Genomic DNA, 18,622 nt, shown 5'->3' with positions numbered 1-18,622 from the left:
TGTCTCAGGGCTTCGCCGGCGGGTCCCCGGCGTCGGTGCTCACGGCGTCGGTGCTCATGGCGTCGGCGGTCACCGGAGCCGGCTCGACGATGTCGTCGAAGGCGATGCGGGGGACCACGGTGGCGGCGAGGACAGCCCGCACCGCATGCACGATCGTCGCGACAGCGAAGCCGACGGCAGCGGCGAGCGCGAGGTAGAACGCCACGTCGACGAGCGCACCCGACCCGGGTTCGGTGACGAGGGCCGCGGCCAGCGCCAGGACCAGCCCACCCAGGGACCACGCGGTCGCCACCAACCGGGGCGCGGTGGTCGACGCGGCGAACAGCCGGCGGTAGATCGTCGTCTCGAACTCGTCAACGGCCGCCAACCGCACCGGGTCCCCGTCGGCGAGAGTGCGCAGCGATGCGGCCAGAGCCGCGTCGCGACCGAGGTGGTCGCCCTCGCGCCGCCGGTGATGGGTGTAGGCGATGACCGCCGCGATCGCCGCCACGAGTCCGAACGCCGCCACCACAGAGCTGTCCACGGCCGTCACGCTACCGTCCGACCCCACCCGCGGCGGCGCGCAGCGAATTGTCCGTTTGATCGCCCGTCGTCGAGTCCCGCGCCCTACGATGGCCCCGAACATGCGCCCGGTCGTACCGGCCGGAGGCGCATCGGGCGTCCGTCCTCGAGGAGCACCGATGGCTGAACTGGTCGAACATTCCGCGCGCATCGTCGCTGCGCGGCTCGACAACACCTCGATCCGGGCGATATCCGGATCGATGGTGTCCTACCAGGGCACGGTGGCGTTCAAGTCCGCCGGCTTCGGCGGCGGATCGGGGGTACTCGCCGGACTGAAGCAGCGCGCGACCGGCGAGAGCCTGTCGTTGATGGAGGCCACCGGTACCGGAGTCGTCCACCTGGCCGTGAACGGTCAGTACGTCAGCGTGTTGCAGTTGACCAACGAGACGCTGCAGGTCGAGTCGCAGCAACTGTTGGCGATGGCCGGTGCCCTGCAGACCAACGTCACCTTCGCCGGCCTCGGCGGCATGAGCAGCGGCCAGGGGCTGTTCACCACCACGGTCACCGGTACCGGTCAGGTGGCACTGCTGTCGTCGGGCGGCCCGCTGATCCACCTCGAGGTCAACCCGAATCTCCCCCTGGTGGTCGACCCCGACGCCTTCGTGTCGGCGAAAGGTCAACTGCAGCAGTCGTTCGTCACCGACGTGAGCTGGCGCGACATGGTCGGCGCCGGCGGCGGTGAGGCCTTCTCCCTGCGATGGCAGGGCCAAGGTGTCGTCTCGATCCAACCCGCGGAACGGTGAACGCCATGGTCTTCGAGAAGGTCAACAGCAAGGTCGTCTCGGTCGACATCGCCCGAGCGGGAGGCGTGATCGCCCGCAAGGGAGCCATGCTCTTCTACACCGGCCAGGTGATGTTCTCGCCCCACATGATCCCCGGCGCCGGTGGCGCGGGCCTCGGCGCGATGGCCGGCGTGGCGGGTCGGATGATGGCCGGCGAGCACGAGAAGACGATGCTGGCGCAGGGAAACGGTGTGGTGCACTACGGTTTCGCCGGTCTTGCCGTCCACATCGTCGACCTGCCCCAGGGCGGCACGGTGACCGCCGACGCCTCGCGGCTGCTCGGGCACACCGCGGGCCTGCAGGCGTCGGTGGTGATGATGCAGTCCCAGTCCGGCGGCGGGGGTGGCGGCCTGCGCAACGCCCTGCGCGGCGCGGCGACCGGAGCCCTCACCGGCAACGGGTTGATGACCACGCAGCTGCAGGGCCAGGGCGCGGTCGTGCTGCTCGCCCACGGCGAGGTGATGGAGCTGCGTGTGGGTGGTGAACCCGTGGTCGTCGACCCCCAGGCGTTCGTGGGAACGCTGGGACACGTTCAGACACAGCTGAAGTCGGCGTTGAGTTGGCGGGATGCGGTCGGTCGCGGCGCGGGTGAGGCCATGCAACTGCACTGCACCGGCGACGGCATCGTGTTCGTGCAGGCATCGGAGCAGAAACTGTGAGGGAGAAGTTGTGAGCGACATCCTGAACCCCGGGGTCCTGGTGGGAAACGACAACGTGCCGCACAACTCCTACGCGTACTACATCACCCTCGACAAGCCCTGGATCATGTCGAAGGGCGCGATGATCGCCTACTACGGACAGATGCAGTTCCGGACGTTGATGCAGGGACTGCAGTCGGGACTGCTGTCGTCGATTGCGGGCACGATCAGCGCACCGATGTACATGGGTAACTTCGTGGTGGCCGAGGGCCAGGGGACGTTGATCATCGGCGATCGTGGATTCGACATCAACTCGTTCGACCTCGACGACGGCAACCTCACCGTGCGCGCGGCGAACCTCCTCGCCTTCGAACCGGGCCTGCACCTCAACCAGTCGATCGTGCCCGGCTACCTCACCCTCATCGGGACCGGCAAGTTCCTCGCGTCCTCGAACGGACCGGTGATGTTCGCCGAGCCACCGGTGCGCGTGGATCCGCAGTCCCTCGTCGGTTGGGCCGACTGCCCGTCACCGAGTCACCACTACGACCAGAACTGGGTGAACGGCTTCATGGCCGCCGGCGCGGCCATGATGGGGGCGGGCAGCGGTGAGGAACAACAGTTCGACTTCACCGGCGCGGGAACGGTTCTCATCCAGTCGAGCGAGAAGGTGCGCGACGACGCCGACGTGGTCCGCACCATCGAGACCCAGATCCCCGCGCTGTCACAGGGCGGCATCCGCCGGATCATGGCCACGGCGCAGGCGCACATCAGCCAGCAGTGATGGTCACCCGGCCGATGGCCGGCGCCGTGATCGTTTCGTTACCGACTCGCGGCGAGTTCTCGAATGGATACCGATGCCCTCGACGATTCTCTGTTCGGGCAGGTAACGGTATAGCGTCCTTTTCATAGCGATCAAAGAAATGGGTCGTCGCGTCACACGCGCCTGACCGCGCGTTGTTCGAAAGGCCCGCCATGGACCAGAACATTCTCGAGCACCACATCCCCCAGCCCGCAGGCGTCGAGCCCGCGGTCACCACCCCGGCCACCTTCGCGGCCCCTTCCCTCGCCGACGCGGACACCACGTCGGATTCTGTTCTCGCCGATGTCGCCGACAAGGCAGAGAACCTGTTCGGCGACATCGCCGACGCGCTGCCCGGTCCGCCGGAGAGCCTGCTGCTCGGCGAGCACGGCGGCGTCATCATGCTCGCCGCCCTGGTCATCGCGACCATCGTGATCCTGGCCGCCTCCGCGGCCACCGGGGCACTGTGAGCACGGGCTCCGCACCCATGGGTGTCGGCCCCGACGAGCGCAGCCGCGACTGGCTGACCCTGGCCATCGAGGGCGTTCTCGTCGCCGTCATCCTCGGCACGCTCATCGGCGCGGTCGTGACCGCGCTGCCGCTCATGGGCCTGCTGTCCACGATCGGTGTCATCGCAGCACTGGTCGTCATCGTGCTGCTCGTGGTCCTGGCCGCCTATCTGGGCCGCAGTGCCGACGACGAACCACTCGAGTCGCTGGGCGACGTCGAGAACTTCTGACGCGTCTTCCCTCGCTCAGCCGAGCGCGTAGACGATCCCGAGACCGGCAGCACACGATGCCAACGCCAGGATCAACGACAGTGTCGCATAACCGATCCCGGCGACCACGCGACCGGAGCGCAGCAGCGCCACGGTCTCCACGCTGGCGGTGCTGAAGGTGGTGTAGCCGCCGCAGAAGCCGGTTCCGATCACCGCCTGCCAGTCGGCGTCGACCCCGGCACCGGTCACCAGGCCGGCGACCACACCGAGCGCGAACGATCCGGTGACGTTGATGATGGTGGTCTGCCACGGCGTCGACCACCCGAAACGGTGGCGCAACTCGCCGTCGACCGCGAAGCGGGCCACCGCCCCGAGTGCACCCGCGAGGGTGACGAGGACCGCGATCATCGCGTCATCACCGATCTCGAAGCCATGAATCCAATTGCGGCGCAGATGATCCCAACGATGACGGTCGTCGCGACATAGGCGATCCCGATGACCCGATCGGCACCGGCGAGCAGCCGGTCCGACTCGAGTGCGAAGGCGCTGTAGGTGGTCAGCGAGCCGCAGAACCCGACCCCGACGAGTAAACGGATCCGCTGGCGCACACCGGTGTCGGGACCCGACACCGTCAACCCACCGACCAGCGACCCGAGAATCGTTGCACCGACCAGGTTCACGACGAACGTGGCCCACGGCCACTGTCCGGCCGCCGCCGGATCGAGCCGTTCGGCGGCGTACCGCAGCGCGGTCCCCACCAGCCCACCCCCGAACACCACGGACATCGCGCGCACCTGACGATGCAGGGGGATCGGGGCCGGCGTGTCGGGATCGGTCACCCGCTCACGCTACAACCGGCGCACAGACGCGAAGAAGCGTGCACCGCTCGCTCATCCCCTCCGATGGGGGCGGGAGTGATGCACGCTCCTGGCGTGACAGATCTGCGTCGGGTGCGATCAGACGCGTGCGCTGACCTTCTGGTCGATGTTGCCCTTTGTGGCCTTCGAGTACGGGCAGAAGCCGTGCGCGGTCTGGGCCATCTCGTCGGCGGTCGCCTGCTCCACACCGGGCAGGTAGACGTCGATGTCGGCCGTCAGGCCGAAGCCGCCGTCGGCGCTGTCCTTGCCGAGACCGATCTTGACGTTGACCTCGGCGTTGTCGGGAACGGTGTTACCGGCCTGACCTGCGGTTGCGCGGAGCGCACCCATGAAGCATGCGGCGTAACCGGCCGAGAACAGCTCCTCGGGGTTGCTGCCCTCACCACTGCCGCCCATCTCCTTCGGCGGGCGCAGGTCCAGGTCGATCTGACCCGTCTCGGAGTACACCTGGCCGTCGCGGCCGCCTCCGGTGGACTTGGACGAGATGGTGTAGACGACATCGATGCTCATGTAGCGCTCCCTTTCCTCGATCGGACACGTTCGCATGGTGTGCGAACGGCACTGATGAGGTGAACGACCCGGGGCAGAATTCTGTTCCGCCCCGGGCCGCCGTCACATCAGCTCGCGAGTCCCTCGCGGACCCCCGCCTCGACCTTCTTGCCCAGGTCGGGATCGACGTTGGTCCAGTACTCGAACACGCGGCTGAGCACCGGCTCCTTCACGCCGTCGAGGACGTGGCCGACGATGTTGTCGACGAGCCGATCACGCGCGTCGTCGTCCATCACCTCGCGGACGAGCTGACCCGCCTGCACGAAGTCACCGTCCTCGGGGTGCTCGATGTAGCCGGTACGCAAGGCGTCACCGTCGAAGCTCCACAGGCCCTCGTCGCCGGCGGCCTGCTCGGAGGCGTGCGGTCCGCCGTAGGAGTTCGGGGCGTACACCGGGACCTCGGGCCCGTTGGAGCGGTACGACATCGACCCCTCCTTGGAGTAGGTGTTGATCTCCGCGTTCTTCGCGTAGTTCACCGGCAGCTGCGAGTAGTTGGTGCCGATGCGATAGCGGTGGGCGTCGGCGTAGCTGAACACCCGACCCAGCAGCATCTTGTCCGGCGAGAAGCCGATGCCCGGAACGACATTCGACGGCTCGAACGACGACTGCTCGATGTCGTTGAAGAAGTTGCGCGGATTGCGGTTCAGCGTGAGCGTGCCGACCTCGATCAGCGGGTAGTCCTTCTGCGACCAGACCTTGGTGAGGTCGAACGGGTTGAACCTGTACCCCTCGGCCTCGTCCACGGGCATGACCTGGATCTTGAAGGTCCAGCTCGGGAAGTCACCGGAATCGATGGTCTCGTAGAGATCCTTGCGGTGGTGATCGGGGCTGCTGCCCGCGAGGGTGTCCGCCTCGTCCTGGGTGAGGAAGTCGATGCCCTGGTCGGTCTTGAAGTGGAACTTCACCCAGAAGCGTTCTCCCGCTTCGTTGACCGTCTGGTAGGTGTGCGAACCGAAGCCGTCCATGTTGCGCCACGTCTTCGGGATACCGCGATCACCCATCAACCAGGTCACCTGGTGTGCGCTCTCCGGGCTCAGGGTCCAGAAGTCCCACTGCATGTTGTGGTCACGCAGGGCCGAGCCGGGCAGACGCTTCTGCGACCGGATGAAGTCCTGGAACTTGATGGGGTCCTTCACGAAGAAGACCGGAGTGTTGTTGCCGACCAGATCCCAGTTGCCCTGAGTGGTGTAGAACTTCAGCGCGAAGCCGCGCGGGTCACGCCAGGTGTCGGGGCTGCCCTGCTCACCGGCGACGGTCGAGAAACGCGCCAGCGCTTCGGTTTTCGTGCCCTGCTGCAACACAGCAGCTTTCGTGTACTTCGAGATGTCGTGCGTGATCTCGAGTTCACCGAACGCGCCGCCGCCCTTGGCGTGCACGACACGCTCCGGCACGCGCTCACGGTTGAACTGCGCCATCTTCTCGATGAGGTAGTGGTCGTGCAGCAGGATCGGTCCCTGCGGGCCGGCGGTCAACGACTGGTCGTCGCTGGCGACCGGGATTCCGGTGTTGGAGGTGGTGTGCGGGGTGGAGGCGTGCTGGGTCATCGATGGTCTCCTAGTGGTGCCGTGCGGCTCGCCAGGGCTCGAAGAGTCGCGCTTGTCGGTCGGGCTGCATTCGTTCACGGCCGGAGATGGGACCAACGGTACGGCATCATCTGGACTGGATCCAGATCTCGGGGTCGATCCAGATCAGCCGCGACGGGACCGCATCTGTCCCGGGCGCAGGCGCATCGGCTCGGGCAGCCACTGATTGACGCTGCGACGCAACGTGAACAGCGCCGAGAGCAGGAGCAACGCGAACTGCACCCACGCGATCACCGTCATCACCGGCGAGACCTCGGGGTAGTCGAAGAGCAGGTCGATGCCGACCGGGATGCACAGCAGCATGAGTACGACCGCGGTGACGTAGAAGCTGCGGCAGTTGCGGCTGTGGTGGCGCGCGATGGCGGTCAACAGCGGGTACTGGATCGCCAGCAACACCACGATGGCGATCAGCATGATCACCGGATAGGTCGAGGAGAGCGAGTCGACCTGGGTGGCGGGCGCCGACTCACTGGGATCCGTCGCGATGCCCTCCTCCAGTCGGCCGCGCAGGGCATCGGAGATGGTCCCGAGATTGATCAACCCGTACGCCGCGCTGGCGAGAGCCGCGACGGCGCCGCCCACCCACAGCACGAACGCTTGCTGCAGCGCGCGGGGTGGCGGGCCGATGTCGTCGTTGCGCAGGTCCTTGTCGGCCGACGTCCGGCCGGCCGCGATCTCGGCCATGTCCATGGCGTCGAGCTCGGCGAGGCTGGGGATGGGCTCGGGATCCTGCGGAGTGCTCACGCACCCCAGTGTGGCACCCGACCGATCAGACGAGCAGTTCGGCGATCTGGATCGTGTTCAGCGCGGCACCCTTGCGCAGGTTGTCGCCGGCGACGAACAGCGACAGGCCGCGTCCGTCGGGCACCCCTTCGTCGACGCGGATGCGTCCGACCAGCGATTCGTCGATGCCGGCCGCGTCACGCGGGGTCGGCACGTCGACCAGTCGCACGCCGGCGGCGTCGGCGAGGATCTCGCGCGCACGCGCGGGCGACAACGGCCGGTCGAACTCGGCGTTGATCGACAGCGAGTGGCCGGTGAACACGGGAACGCGCACGCAGGTACCGCTGACCAGCAGCTCGGGCAGGTCGAGGATCTTGCGCGACTCGTTGCGCAGCTTCTGGTCCTCGTCGGTCTCGAACGATCCGTCGTCGACGATCGACCCGGCCAGCGGGATCACGTTGTAGGCGATCGGCGCGACGTACTTCACCGGATCCGGACCGGTGACCGCGGAGCCGTCGTGCACCAGCCCCTCGACACCGTCGATCCCGGCACGCAGCTGCCCGGCGAGCTCCTCGACGCCCGCGAGACCGCTCCCCGAGACCGCCTGGTAGCTCGAGATGATGAGCCGACGCAGACCAGCCTCGGCGTGCAGCGGCTTGAGCACCGGCATCGCGGCCATCGTGGTGCAGTTCGGGTTGGCGATGATGCCCTTGGGCGGGTTCGCGGCCAGATGGCCGTTGACCTCGGAGACGATCAGCGGGACGTCCGCGTCCTTGCGCCACGCCGAGGAGTTGTCGATCACGGTGACCCCGGCCGCGGCGAACCGCGGCGCCTGCTCCCGCGACATCGTCGCGCCGGCGGAGAACAACGCGATGTCGAGACCGGAGGGATCGGCCGTCGCCGCATCCTCCACGGTGATCTCACCGTCGAGCCACGGCAGCTTCTTGCCCGCCGACCGCGACGACGCGAAGAATCGCACCTCGTCGGCGGGGAACTCCCGCTCGGCGAGCAGGGTGCGCATGACGGCACCGACCTGTCCGGTCGCGCCGACGACTCCGATTCGTGTCATGGGTTCACCGCCCCGTTCCGGCGTGGACCTTCGCGACCTCGTCGCCGCCGAGATCGAAGGCGGCGTGGATCGCGCGGACGGCGTCGTCGAGCTCGGTGTCACGGCACAGCACCGAGATCCGGATCTCGGAGGTGGAGATGAGCTCGATGTTGATGCCGGCCTGGCTCAGCGCCTCACAGAACGTGGCCGTGACCCCGGGATGGCTCTTCATGCCGGCACCCACCAGCGACACCTTGCCGATGTGGTCGTCGAACAGGATCTCCGAGAACCCGATCTCGCCCTTGAGCTTCATCAGCTTGTCGACCGCGACCGGTCCGAGTTCCTTCGGCAGGGTGAAGGTGATGTCTGTCTTGCCGGTGTCGACCTTCGAGACGTTCTGCAACACCATGTCGATGTTGATCTCGGCGTCGGCGACGGCACGGAACACCCGCGCGGCGTAGCCGGGCTTGTCGTCGAGCCCCACCACGGTGATCTTGGCCTCGCTGCGATCGTGTGCGACTCCGGTGAGAATTGCGTCTTCCACTGCGATGTCCTCCATCGAACCGGACACGATGGTGCCGGGCTTGGTCGTGTACGACGAGCGAACGTGTACGGGAACGTTGTATCGGCGTGCGTATTCCACGCATCGCAGCATCAGGACCTTGGCGCCGCACGCGGCCATCTCGAGCATCTCCTCGAAGGAGACGGTCGCGAGGTGTCGTGCGTCGGGGACGATGCGCGGGTCGGCGGAGTAGATGCCGTCGACGTCGGTGTAGATCTCGCACACGTCGGCGTTCAGCGCCGCGGCCAGCGCGACGGCGGTGGTGTCGGAACCGCCGCGACCGAGCGTGGTCACGTCCTTGGTGTCCTGCGAGACGCCCTGGAAGCCGGCGACGAGGACGATCTTGCCCTCGTCGAGCGCGCTGCGGACGCGGCCGGGGTTGACGTCGATGATCTTGGCCTTGCCGTGGCTGCTCGTCGTGATGACGCCGGCCTGCGATCCGGTGAACGACTGCGCCTGCGCGCCCATCGAGCTGATCGCCATCGCGACGAGCGCGTTGGAGATGCGCTCACCGGAGGTGAGGAGCATGTCCATCTCGCGGGCGGGCGGCGAGGGGCACACCTGCTCGGCGAGGTCGAGCAGCTCGTCGGTGGTGTCGCCCATCGCCGAACACACGACGACGACGTCGTTCCCCTGCTTCTTGGTGGCGACGATCCGCTCGGCCACGCGACGGATGCGTTCGGCCGATGCGACCGACGATCCGCCGTACTTCTGCACCACGAGCGCCACGCCGGCCTACCTCCACCTGTCCTCGTCTGTGTACCGCCATCTGAGACTCGCCATACCCTACCGGCCCACCTGCGCCATGACCGATTCGAGCGGTGACCTGGCCGGATCGGTTCGATCGCGGGGCTTACGATCTGTAGTCGTGGCAGGAACCCCCTCGGCGAGCACCCCCACGGCGACCGATCGTCCCGGGTCGAGCACCGACGACCTCGAGCCGGCGTCGACCGACACCGCATCACCGGTCGAGTCCGGTTGGGCAGCCCGACACCAGGACTGGCTGGCGCCGATCGCGATCTATCTCGCGATCCGGGCAATCGGGCTGCTGACGCTCGCCCGCTTCGCCGACCTGCGGGGTGGCTCGGTCGGCTACTTCCTCTCGTCCTGGGACGGCAAGTGGATGCTGGCCATCGCAGAGCACGGATACAACGGGGTGCCCTTCACGCAGGCCGACGCCCACGGCTATCGCGACGCCAACACCCCCTACGCCTTCTTCCCCGGGTACCCGATGCTCGTCGGTGCGGTCGCGAAACTTCCCGGCGTCACCACGTTCGGCGCCGCGATGGCGGTCAACATCGTGGTCGGCTGCATCGCCGCGGTCGGCGTCGCGCGCCTCGGCGCCCTGTGTTGTCGCCTGATGGGCGACCGACCCCGAGGCGGGTCGGGGTGGTTCACCGACAACCTGCGGATCACCTCGCGCGTCTCGATGTTCCTCAACTCGACCACCGACTCGACCGACGCACCGACGTCGCGCGTGGCCCCGCGCAGGGTCGGACTGATCCTGGTGGTGCTGTTCGCCGCCGCGCCGATGGGCATCGTGCTGTCGATGGCGTACACCGAGGCCCTGTTCTGCGCGCTCGCGGTGTGGGCGCTCGTCGGTGTGCTCGAACGCCGGTGGCTGCTCGCCGGGGCCATGACGATGCTCGCCGGACTCACCCGCCCCACGGCCGTGGTGCTGGTCGGCGTGGTGATGCTGGCGGCTCTGCTCGCCCGTCGCGACGGACCCCGGGCGTGGCTCGCGGTGGTCCTCAGCCCACTGGGCTATCTCGGCTACCTCGGCGTGGTGTGGCACCAGACCGGCAGTCCCACCGGATGGTTCACCATCCAGACCCAGGGGTGGGGCACCGAGATCGACTGGGGCAGGGCCGCCTGGCAGTTCGTCAACTACTCGCTCGTCAACGCCGACGAGGTCGCCGTGGTCGCGACCGCGTGGATCATGGTCGCCACCATCGCACTCGTCGCGGTCTGCGTGTGGGAGCGGTTGCCCTGGCCGGTGCTGCTGTACGGGACGCTGGTCATCGTGTCGATCGTCGCCTCGAGCGGTTTGATGATGAGCCGACCGCGACTGTTGTTGCCCGCCTTCGTGATGCTGATCCCATCGGCGATCGCACTGTCCCGCGCGCGCCCGTTCACCCAGCTGTGGGTGCTCGCCGCGGTGGTGACGCTGAGCTCGTGGTTCGGCGCCCACATGCTGACGGTCTACCCGCACGCGATCTGAGCGCGCGGGGCCGATCACGCGCGAGCGAGCGCCAGCTTCTCGATCCGCGGCAGGGCGATCGCCATGATCGTCAGGTAGGCCGGAGCCCACAGGGGCACACCGAAACTCAGCACGCACCGGTCCTCACCGCGCGGGATCACCTCGTGACGCGTCGCGGGGACACCCGCCACCCGCCACGCCCACGCCCTCCCCTCGGTGAACTCGGTGATGGTGAACGGCAACGGCACCCCCACCGGGGTCCACACCTTGCCGCGCGCTCCCGCCGCGAGCCCGCCGGGGGTGTCGACCTGAGCACCCGAGACCGATGGCCCCCATTCCGGCCAGGCCGTGAGATCGGTGATGACGTCCCACACCGCGGCGGCAGGGGTGTCGATGGTCAGTTCGACCGATGGCATCGCATGTCGCAGTCCCAGTCGCATGGTCCCGACAGTAGGTGTCGTCGCCGACGTGTGTCGGGGGCATGACCCTCCGGGTCACATCTGCGGGGCTCACCGCACCCCGAGCCACCGCGGGCCGGGGAACCCGGTGTCGGTGTCGGTCCCCGACAGCTCGTGCGCGCCGAGTCGATCGCGGGCGGCGCGGATGGTCACCTCGTCACGGATGCCGTCGGCATCGGGACCGAGATCGGTCAGGACGCCGGCGTAGTAGTCGAGGGTGGGCAACCCCGCCTCGCGACGACTGCGTCGATCGGCAAGGGCCAACGCCAGGACGAGAGCAGGGCCGAGGATCAGGATCAGTGTGAAGGTCATGGCACTGACTCTGCGGGCACAACGATCCTGCCAACAGTGGCAGTTGCGACACTCTTCGCAAAGATCCCGCCAGTCAGCGTGCGGCGGCCTCGAACCCCACGCAGAGCAGCTCGACGCCGTGGTCGAGCCGACGCCGCGAATCGGTCAGTCGACGCTCGCGGCCGACGCCGCGCAGGGCCGCGACACGGGGCGGCGGCTCTTCGGTCTCGTCGCCGTCGAGCACGTCGTCGAGGCCGCTGCGGGTGGAGACCTGCTCGGGGTTGGTCCGCAGCAGCTGATCGCTGACGTCGGCCAGCGCGACACCCTGGATGTAGCTCCAGAGGGTCAGGGTCATCTCGGCCGATGTCACGCGGTCGACACCGAGCTGGGAGAAGCCGGCCATCATCCAGTCCAGACACCCCAGACTCGACGCGCCCATGCTGTGTCGCGGTGACGAGTAGGCCAGCACGACCCACGGGTGACGCTGGTAGAGCGCCCAGTCGATCTCGACGGCGACCTGCACGCACTCACGCCACGTGCGGTGACCGACGACGGCGAGATCGTCGCTGAGGGCGTCGCCGCCACCGTCGGTGCGCGCCATCTCGTGCGGGTAGGGGAATCTCCGGCCGACCTCCTCGGTCATGGCCATGAGCAGCGCGTCCTTGTCGGCGACGTGGCGGTAGAGCGACATCGCGCCCACCCCGAGACGGTCGGCGATCTTGCGCATGGTGACCGCCGCGAAGCCCTCGGCGTCGGCGAGATCGATCGCCGCCTCGACGATCGCCGACCGGGTCAGGCGCGTCGTCGACGTCGATTCGGTCATCGCACGTCACCTCCCGTCGACGGTGGCGCAGAGCACCACAGAATTCATTTGCGTACAGCGTACCCAACTGGGTATCTTTGCCGGAGCAAACCATCCGCGTACGCCGTACGCGCACCGGTGTCGGCAGTCGAGTCAGCAGAGGAGGACAGCAGCATGAGCACGATCGCGCAGACAACAGGAGGCGCCGACCCGCGAGGGACGCAACCGCGCACCGACCCCCGCGCCTGGCTGGGCCTCGCGATCATGTCGCTGCCGGTCCTGCTGGTCGCCATGGACTTCTCGGTCCTCTACCTCGCCATCCCGACCATCACCGATCAGCTCGAGCCGACGGCGGCCGAGCAGCTCTGGATCGTCGACATCTACGGCTTCCTCATCGCCGGCCTGCTCATCACGATGGGCAACATCGGTGACCGCTTCGGGCGCCGCAAGATCCTGCTGACGGGCGCGACGCTGTTCGGCCTGGCGTCGGTGATCGCGGCCTTCGCACCCAACCCCGAGGTGCTCATCGGCGCGCGCGCCCTGATGGGCGTCGGTGGCGCGACACTGCTGCCGGCGAGCCTGTCGCTGATCAGCAACATGTTCCCCAACCTGCGCCACCGCTCGCTGGCGATCGGCGTGTGGACCGCGTGCTTCGCCGGCGGCTCGGCCGTGGGCCCGGTCATCGGCGGCGTGGTGCTGCACCACTTCTGGTGGGGTTCGATCTTCCTTCTCAACGTGCCGATCCTGCTCGTGCTGCTGGTGCTCGCGCCGCGGTTCGTCCCCGAATACCGTTCGGGCACCACCGATCCCTTCGATGTCCTCGGTGTCGTGCTGTCGCTGCTCGGCATCCTGCCGCTGGTCTACGCGATCAAGCATCTTGCCGCCGACGGTGTCGATGCCGTCGGGATCGTCTCCGCGGTCATCGGTGTGGTCGCGATCGTGGCGTTCATCCGACAGCAGCGCAGCGCGAAACACCCGCTGCTGCAGATCAACCTGTTTCGTCTCCCTGCGTTCACCTCGGCGATCATGGCCGCGTTGACGTGCATGATGACCCTCGGCGCGCTGTCGTACCTGACCGGCATCTACCTGCAGTCGGTGCTGGGTCGCGATGTGTTGGCCGCCGCTCTGGCGGGTGTCCCGATGGCCGTCGCCGTCGCGGTGTTCTCACTGGGGGCGTCGCGGATCAGCTCGTTGCTCGGCAATCGCGGCGCCTTCGTGACGGCGCTTCTGTTCGCCGCGGTCGGCAATCTCGGGTTGCTCGGCCTGGGCACCGACACCCCGCTGTGGATCTACCTCGCGGCGACCACCGTCGCCGGCGTCGGGTACGGCATCGTCTTCAGCCTGGTGTCGGAGGTCGCGGTGGCCTCGGCCCCGCCCGAGCGTGCGGGCGCGGCATCGGGCATCTCCGAGACGAGCTTCGAGCTCGGCACCTCGCTCGGCCTCGCGCTGATCGGTTCGCTGGCGACACTGGTGTTCCGCGGCAATTCCGACGGACGCGACTTCTCCGACACCCTCGGTGAGACCCTGCGGCACGCAACACAACTCGGAACCGGCCAGGGTGACGATCTGGCGCAGACCGCCCGAACCGCGTTCGTCGACGGGCTGCATGTCGCCGTGGGCACCAGCGCAGGAATACTGGTGCTGATGGCCGCGGTGATCGCGGTCGTGCTGCGCCGCCGACCAGCGCGCTGATGGTGCCCGCACCGCGGGCGCAGGGAGGGACGACAACCGTGCACGAACTCTTCGAGAAGCGATGGAGCGCGCGAGGCCTCGACGCCTCGGCGACCATTCCCGCCGATCACCTCACCTCGATCCTGGAGGCGGGGCGCTGGGCGCCGACCTGGGGGTCGACGCAACCCGTGCGGTTCGTGGTGGGAGTGCGTGGCGATGCGACGTTCACCACGCTGACCGAGGTCCTCAGCCGCGGGAACGCCTGGGCGAGCGCGTCATCGGCGTTGATCCTGCTCACCACTCGCGACGACGCCACCGACGCGAACGCGACCACCTATGGAGCCGTCGACCTCGGCCTCGCGACCGCCCAGATGATCCTGCAGGCCGTCGATCTCGGATACGTGGGTCACCCGATGGCCGGTTTCGAGGTCCCCGCGACCATCGAGCGTTTCGAGATCCCCGCCGGTGAGCGGCCGCTGGTGCTGCTCGCGGTCGGGACCCTCGCCGACCCGGCCACACTGGAGCCGAAGATCGCCGAGAAGGACGCGCGCGAGCGCACGCGACGGCCCCTGGGCGAGATCGCGTTCGCCGAGCGCTGGGGCCACCCCTTCGGCGGATGAGTTCCGACGACGGCTCGGCACACCATCCGCCGCCCCCGCGGCCGTCGTTGCGGGCGCTGTTCTTCGGGGTGTCGGGCTTCGGCACGCGCTGGCCGGCCGCGGTACGGGCCGCGGCCGCGTTCGCGCTGCCGGCCGTGGTCCTGCTGATCGGCGGGCTCGGTCACAACGCACTGTTCGCCGCACTCGGTTCGTTCGCGGTGCTCTACGGCGAGAACCGTCCCTTCCGGATCCGATGGCGGGTCATCGGCATCGCCTCGGCGGCGCTGCTGGCCTCGGTCGCGGTGATGGGATCCCTCGGCCACCTCGCCGACCTCGACGCCTCGGCCGCGGTGCGGTCGGGACTGGTGATGGCGTCGGTCGTCATCGCCGGTGTCGCGGTGTTCGTGGGCAACGCCCTGCGGATCGGTCCGCCCGGGCCGCTGTTCTTCGTGCTGACCGGCGGGATCTCCGCGACGGTGACCCAGCACGGTGTGAACCCGTGGGTCGTCGTCGGGTGTACCGCGGCCGGGACCGTCGGCTCGATGGTCGCCGGCATGGCCCCGGCGCTGGTGCACCGCTCACGACCCGAGGAGTCGTCGGTGAGCGCGGCCGTCGCCGCGATCGACGACTACCTCGCGACCGACGCCCCACCGGAATCGGCGCTGCGCCAGGGTGCGTCGGGGCAGCTGCTGCACGCCTGGAGCGTGTTGCACGACGCCGCACAGACCGACGGCGCTCTGGCGCGGCGACTCCGGCAATCGCACCATCGACTCCACGGCGCCACCGACGACGAGACCCTCTCGACCGCACCGCTGCCGCGCCCGTCGGTGGGACAACGACTCCGGGCCGCCGCGCACCCGAACAGCCACGCCACGGTCGCGACCGTCCGGGTGGTCGTCGCGGCCACCGTCGTCGGGCTCGTCTCGGTCGCGGTCGGGCTGAGTCGACCGGACTGGGCGATCGCCGCGGTCGTCCTGGTTCTGCAGCTCGGGCCCGACCGCATCCGCGGTGTGTTGCGGGGCGCCCATCGACTCGCCGGAACCGTTGTCGGCGTGGGCCTGTTCGCGGTGGTGCACCTCCTCGAGCCGGGCAGTGTGGCGCTCGTCGCGATCCTGACCGTCCTCACCTTCACGATCGAGATCAGCGTGGTGAGCAACTACGGACTCGCCGTCCTCGCCATCACACCCCTCGCCTTGCTGATGTCGCCGACGACAGCGGGCCTCGCGGTGATCGCGGGCGACCGGATCATCGAGACGGCACTGGGCGTGGCCGTCGCGGTCGCCGCGTTGTGGGTCGTGAGCCCCGGCGCACATCGACGCACCACGCGGTGGTCCCGGTCGGCCGCGGTCGGGAACATGCGACGCCTGCTCGACGACGTCGCCGTCACCTCACCGCACACCGACGCCGCGCGGGCGGGCCGCCGGGATGTGCAGTGGGCGCTGATGGAGGCCGAGCTCGCGGCCACCGAGAGCGCGGTCGACGAACCCCGTTGGGCCCACACCGACTGGCCCTCCCACGTACACCTGCGTCACCTCGGCCACGACCTTCTCGCCGCGTGTTGGACGGCGCCGCGTGACCGTCCGCTCGGCGCGGACGTGGTCTCCGACCTCCGAGCCCGTGCGGCCAAGGTCGGGTGACCTGAAGGGGACAGTCGGGTGAGCTCTCGGAGACGACTGTTTGGCCCATCACGGGGGCGGGGGTATCGTCTGCCACCATGCGGCGCAGCCTCCTTCTCGGGTGCCGCGGCGGGGTCTGATCAGACCGGCTCCCCGTCGCGGGGGTCGATCCTGCGCCGGTCACTTCATCCACGACCACGGAGAAATGACCTTCCATGCCTGCAGCAGACAGTTTTCGTTCCGGAGCCAGCCGCATCGTCTCGCCCGGCGGCCCCGTCCCCTCTGATCAACCGAGCTGGAACACCCAGCGCGCGTCGGCGATGCCGTCGCATCGGTACAAGCCCTTCGCCGACGAGGTCGAGTCCATCACGCTGGCCGACCGCACCTGGCCCGACCGGGTCATCGACCGCGCCCCGGCGTGGTGCGCGGTCGATCTGCGCGACGGCAACCAGGCGCTGATCGACCCGATGAGCCCCGCGCGCAAGCGCCGGATGTTCGACCTGCTGGTCCGTATGGGCTACAAGGAGATCGAGGTCGGCTTCCCCTCGGCCAGCCAGACCGACTACGACTTCGTCCGCGAGATCATCACCGACGGAGCCATCCCGGACGACGTCACCATCCAGGTCCTCACCCAGTGCCGTGACGAACTGATCGAGCGCACCTTCGACGCCTGCCGCGGCGCGAACCGGGTGATCGTGCACTTCTACAACTCGACCTCGGTCCTGCAACGCCGCGTCGTGTTCCGCGCCGACAAGGCCGCGATCACCAAGATCGCCACCGATGCCGCCCGCAAGGTGAAGTCGGAGGAGCAGAAGTACCCCGACACCCACTGGCGCTACGAGTACTCCCCGGAGTCGTACACCGGGACCGAGCTCAGCTACGCCAAGGAGGTGTGCGACGCGGTCACCGAGATCATCGCTCCCACCCCGGCCGACCCGATCATCCTGAACCTGCCGGCCACCGTCGAGATGGCGACGCCGAACGTGTACGCCGACTCCATCGAGTGGATGCACCGCAACCTGGCTCGTCGCGACTCGGTGATCCTGAGCCTGCACCCGCACAACGATCGCGGAACCGCCGTGGCCGCAGCAGAACTCGGTTACCAGGCGGGCGCCGACCGCATCGAGGGCTGCCTGTTCGGCAACGGGGAGCGCACCGGCAACGTGTGCCTGGTGACCCTCGGGATGAACCTGTTCAGCCGTGGCGTCGACCCGCAGATCAGCTTCGCCGACATCGATGAGATCCGCCGCACCGTCGAGTACTGCAACCAGCTGGGCGTACCCGAGCGCCATCCCTACGGTGGCGATCTGGTCTACACCGCGTTCTCGGGCAGCCACCAGGACGCGATCAACAAGGGCCTCGACCAGATGAAGATCGACGCCGACGCCGCCGATTCCGACATCGACGACCTCTACTGGCAGGTTCCGTATCTGCCCATCGACCCCAAGGACGTCGGCCGCACCTACGAGGCCGTGATCCGCGTGAACAGCCAGTCGGGCAAGGGTGGCGTCGCCTACATCATGAAGTCCGACCACGGGCTGGCCATGCCGCGGCGACTGCAGATCGAGTTCAGCCGTGAGATCCAGAAGATCACCGACGGCGAGGGCGGCGAGGTCTCGCCGAAGGAGATGTGGGACGTCTTCGCCGACGAGTACCTGCATCCGCTGCGACCGTTGGAGCGCATCAGCCAGCGCGTCGACGCCGCCGAGACCGACGACGGTGAGGACCGCATCAGTGCCGTGGTCAAGGTCGACGGCGTCGAGAAGGAGATCGCCGGCCGGGGCAACGGGCCGCTCGCGGCGTTCGTCGATGCCCTGGGCACCGTCGGGTTCAACATCCGGATCCTCGACTACAGCGAGCACGCGATGACCGCGGGCTTCGATGCCAGCGCGGCCAGCTACGTGGAGACCGAGATCGACGGCGAGGTCGTGTGGGGCGTCGGCATCGCCACCTCGATCACCACCGCGACGCTGCGCGCGGTCGTCTCGGCCGTCAATCGCAACCACCGCAAGCGGTTCGGGTCGGGACAGGGCGACGACGTCGCCGCAGGTCCCGCGCCGCGCACCTGGGCGCCGTAGCCCGCGTCGACCCGCCCTGAACCGACGAACCCGCCTCCTGCATGAGGCGGGTTCGTCAGTTCGAAG

The 18,622-nt window shown here is 68.4% G+C and carries 21 protein-coding genes; 10 read left to right on the top strand and 11 right to left on the bottom strand.

Annotated features, from left to right (window positions below; translation table 11 throughout):
• Nucleotides 1-4: 4 nt before the first annotated feature.
• Entirely contained in the window at nt 5-523 is a 519-nt protein-coding gene (locus tag ASG12_RS03405) for a hypothetical protein (protein ID WP_156377902.1), read from the bottom strand.
• 157 nt (nt 524-680) lie between these two features.
• Between ASG12_RS03405 and ASG12_RS03400 the strand changes: the two genes are divergently transcribed.
• The 5 genes from ASG12_RS03400 to ASG12_RS03380 all read left to right on the top strand — a co-directional run bounded on the left by ASG12_RS03400 (nt 681) and on the right by ASG12_RS03380 (nt 3,519).
• On the top strand, nt 681-1,304 hold the full coding sequence (locus ASG12_RS03400; protein ID WP_055785185.1) for an AIM24 family protein: 624 nt from the start codon (nt 681-683) through the stop codon (nt 1,302-1,304).
• A 5-nt stretch (nt 1,305-1,309) separates the two neighbouring features.
• Nucleotides 1,310-2,002 carry an AIM24 family protein gene (locus ASG12_RS03395; RefSeq protein ID WP_055787545.1) on the top strand — a complete coding sequence of 231 codons (693 nt, stop codon included), beginning with the start codon at nt 1,310-1,312 and terminating at the stop codon, nt 2,000-2,002.
• Between the two features lie 10 nt (nt 2,003-2,012).
• A complete protein-coding gene (locus ASG12_RS03390) occupies nt 2,013-2,762 on the top strand; it encodes an AIM24 family protein (RefSeq protein WP_055785182.1) in 750 nt (249 codons plus the stop codon).
• Nucleotides 2,763-2,953: 191 nt separating this feature from the next.
• A complete protein-coding gene (locus ASG12_RS03385) occupies nt 2,954-3,250 on the top strand; it encodes a hypothetical protein (protein WP_055785179.1) in 297 nt (98 codons plus the stop codon).
• Nucleotides 3,247-3,519, top strand: a complete 273-nt coding sequence (locus tag ASG12_RS03380; RefSeq protein WP_055785176.1) for a hypothetical protein — start codon at nt 3,247-3,249, stop codon at nt 3,517-3,519. Before ASG12_RS03385 ends, ASG12_RS03380 begins: the two co-directional genes overlap by 4 nt.
• Nucleotides 3,520-3,534: 15 nt before the next feature.
• Here the strand turns inward: ASG12_RS03380 and crcB are convergent, their stop codons facing one another.
• From crcB to ASG12_RS03345, 7 genes are all read right to left on the bottom strand, one after another.
• On the bottom strand, nt 3,535-3,906 hold the full coding sequence (gene crcB / locus ASG12_RS03375; RefSeq protein ID WP_055785173.1) for a fluoride efflux transporter CrcB: 372 nt from the start codon (nt 3,904-3,906) through the stop codon (nt 3,535-3,537).
• Complete coding sequence (locus ASG12_RS03370) at nt 3,903-4,337, bottom strand: fluoride efflux transporter FluC (RefSeq protein WP_055785168.1); 435 nt, start codon at nt 4,335-4,337, stop codon at nt 3,903-3,905. The genes crcB and ASG12_RS03370 overlap by 4 nt, the downstream gene beginning before the upstream one ends.
• A gap of 117 nt (nt 4,338-4,454) precedes the next feature.
• Complete coding sequence (locus tag ASG12_RS03365; protein ID WP_055785165.1) at nt 4,455-4,886, bottom strand: organic hydroperoxide resistance protein; 432 nt, start codon at nt 4,884-4,886, stop codon at nt 4,455-4,457.
• 107 nt (nt 4,887-4,993) lie between these two features.
• Nucleotides 4,994-6,469: a catalase gene (locus ASG12_RS03360; protein ID WP_055785161.1), complete on the bottom strand. Its 1,476-nt coding sequence runs from the start codon at nt 6,467-6,469 to the stop codon at nt 4,994-4,996.
• A 144-nt stretch (nt 6,470-6,613) separates the two neighbouring features.
• Entirely contained in the window at nt 6,614-7,252 is a 639-nt protein-coding gene (locus ASG12_RS03355; RefSeq protein WP_055785158.1) for a hypothetical protein, read from the bottom strand.
• Nucleotides 7,253-7,277: 25 nt separating this feature from the next.
• Nucleotides 7,278-8,300, bottom strand: coding sequence for an aspartate-semialdehyde dehydrogenase (locus ASG12_RS03350; protein ID WP_055785156.1), 1,023 nt, complete (start codon nt 8,298-8,300; stop codon nt 7,278-7,280).
• 4 nt (nt 8,301-8,304) lie between these two features.
• Nucleotides 8,305-9,570 carry an aspartate kinase gene (locus tag ASG12_RS03345; protein ID WP_055785153.1) on the bottom strand — a complete coding sequence of 422 codons (1,266 nt, stop codon included), beginning with the start codon at nt 9,568-9,570 and terminating at the stop codon, nt 8,305-8,307.
• A gap of 139 nt (nt 9,571-9,709) precedes the next feature.
• Between ASG12_RS03345 and ASG12_RS03340 the strand changes: the two genes are divergently transcribed.
• Complete coding sequence (locus ASG12_RS03340) at nt 9,710-11,062, top strand: hypothetical protein (RefSeq protein ID WP_443089072.1); 1,353 nt, start codon at nt 9,710-9,712, stop codon at nt 11,060-11,062.
• A gap of 14 nt (nt 11,063-11,076) precedes the next feature.
• On the opposite strand, the gene ASG12_RS03335 is transcribed toward ASG12_RS03340, so the two are convergent.
• The 3 genes from ASG12_RS03335 to ASG12_RS03325 all read right to left on the bottom strand — a co-directional run bounded on the left by ASG12_RS03335 (nt 11,077) and on the right by ASG12_RS03325 (nt 12,613).
• Nucleotides 11,077-11,481 (bottom strand): SRPBCC family protein, encoded by a 405-nt coding sequence (locus ASG12_RS03335; protein WP_055785151.1) that lies wholly within the window; start codon nt 11,479-11,481, stop codon nt 11,077-11,079.
• Between the two features lie 69 nt (nt 11,482-11,550).
• Complete coding sequence (locus ASG12_RS03330) at nt 11,551-11,811, bottom strand: hypothetical protein (protein ID WP_055785148.1); 261 nt, start codon at nt 11,809-11,811, stop codon at nt 11,551-11,553.
• Nucleotides 11,812-11,884: 73 nt separating this feature from the next.
• Complete coding sequence (locus ASG12_RS03325) at nt 11,885-12,613, bottom strand: TetR/AcrR family transcriptional regulator (RefSeq protein WP_055785145.1); 729 nt, start codon at nt 12,611-12,613, stop codon at nt 11,885-11,887.
• A 153-nt stretch (nt 12,614-12,766) separates the two neighbouring features.
• On the opposite strand from ASG12_RS03325, the gene ASG12_RS03320 reads away from it, so the two are divergent.
• From ASG12_RS03320 to leuA, 4 genes are all read left to right on the top strand, one after another.
• A complete protein-coding gene (locus tag ASG12_RS03320; protein ID WP_055785142.1) occupies nt 12,767-14,284 on the top strand; it encodes an MFS transporter in 1,518 nt (505 codons plus the stop codon).
• 38 nt (nt 14,285-14,322) lie between these two features.
• A complete protein-coding gene (locus ASG12_RS03315) occupies nt 14,323-14,883 on the top strand; it encodes a nitroreductase family protein (RefSeq protein ID WP_055785139.1) in 561 nt (186 codons plus the stop codon).
• Complete coding sequence (locus tag ASG12_RS03310; RefSeq protein WP_055785135.1) at nt 14,880-16,499, top strand: FUSC family protein; 1,620 nt, start codon at nt 14,880-14,882, stop codon at nt 16,497-16,499. Before ASG12_RS03315 ends, ASG12_RS03310 begins: the two co-directional genes overlap by 4 nt.
• Before the next feature lie 194 nt (nt 16,500-16,693).
• Nucleotides 16,694-18,556, top strand: coding sequence for a 2-isopropylmalate synthase (gene leuA / locus ASG12_RS03305; protein WP_055785132.1), 1,863 nt, complete (start codon nt 16,694-16,696; stop codon nt 18,554-18,556).
• The last annotated feature ends 66 nt before the right edge of the window (nt 18,557-18,622 follow it).

The sequence above is a fragment of the Williamsia sp. Leaf354 genome, assembly GCF_001424365.1.
GTDB lineage: Bacteria > Actinomycetota > Actinomycetes > Mycobacteriales > Mycobacteriaceae > Williamsia_A.
Note: the sequence above shows the minus strand (reverse complement) of the source record. Positions and strands in the feature narration are given on the sequence as shown.

Coding starts and splice junctions, on each gene's coding strand:
- ASG12_RS03350 (WP_055785156.1), bottom strand. CDS start 8,300: ATGACACGAATCGGAGTCGTCGGCGCGACCGGACAGGTCGGTGCCGTC.
- ASG12_RS03385 (WP_055785179.1), top strand. CDS start 2,954: ATGGACCAGAACATTCTCGAGCACCACATCCCCCAGCCCGCAGGCGTC.
- ASG12_RS03335 (WP_055785151.1), bottom strand. CDS start 11,481: ATGCGACTGGGACTGCGACATGCGATGCCATCGGTCGAACTGACCATC.
- ASG12_RS03310 (WP_055785135.1), top strand. CDS start 14,880: ATGAGTTCCGACGACGGCTCGGCACACCATCCGCCGCCCCCGCGGCCG.
- ASG12_RS03365 (WP_055785165.1), bottom strand. CDS start 4,886: ATGAGCATCGATGTCGTCTACACCATCTCGTCCAAGTCCACCGGAGGC.
- crcB (WP_055785173.1), bottom strand. CDS start 3,906: ATGATCGCGGTCCTCGTCACCCTCGCGGGTGCACTCGGGGCGGTGGCC.
- ASG12_RS03330 (WP_055785148.1), bottom strand. CDS start 11,811: ATGACCTTCACACTGATCCTGATCCTCGGCCCTGCTCTCGTCCTGGCG.
- leuA (WP_055785132.1), top strand. CDS start 16,694: ATGCCTGCAGCAGACAGTTTTCGTTCCGGAGCCAGCCGCATCGTCTCG.
- ASG12_RS03360 (WP_055785161.1), bottom strand. CDS start 6,469: ATGACCCAGCACGCCTCCACCCCGCACACCACCTCCAACACCGGAATC.
- ASG12_RS03395 (WP_055787545.1), top strand. CDS start 1,310: ATGGTCTTCGAGAAGGTCAACAGCAAGGTCGTCTCGGTCGACATCGCC.
- ASG12_RS03400 (WP_055785185.1), top strand. CDS start 681: ATGGCTGAACTGGTCGAACATTCCGCGCGCATCGTCGCTGCGCGGCTC.
- ASG12_RS03325 (WP_055785145.1), bottom strand. CDS start 12,613: ATGACCGAATCGACGTCGACGACGCGCCTGACCCGGTCGGCGATCGTC.
- ASG12_RS03320 (WP_055785142.1), top strand. CDS start 12,767: ATGAGCACGATCGCGCAGACAACAGGAGGCGCCGACCCGCGAGGGACG.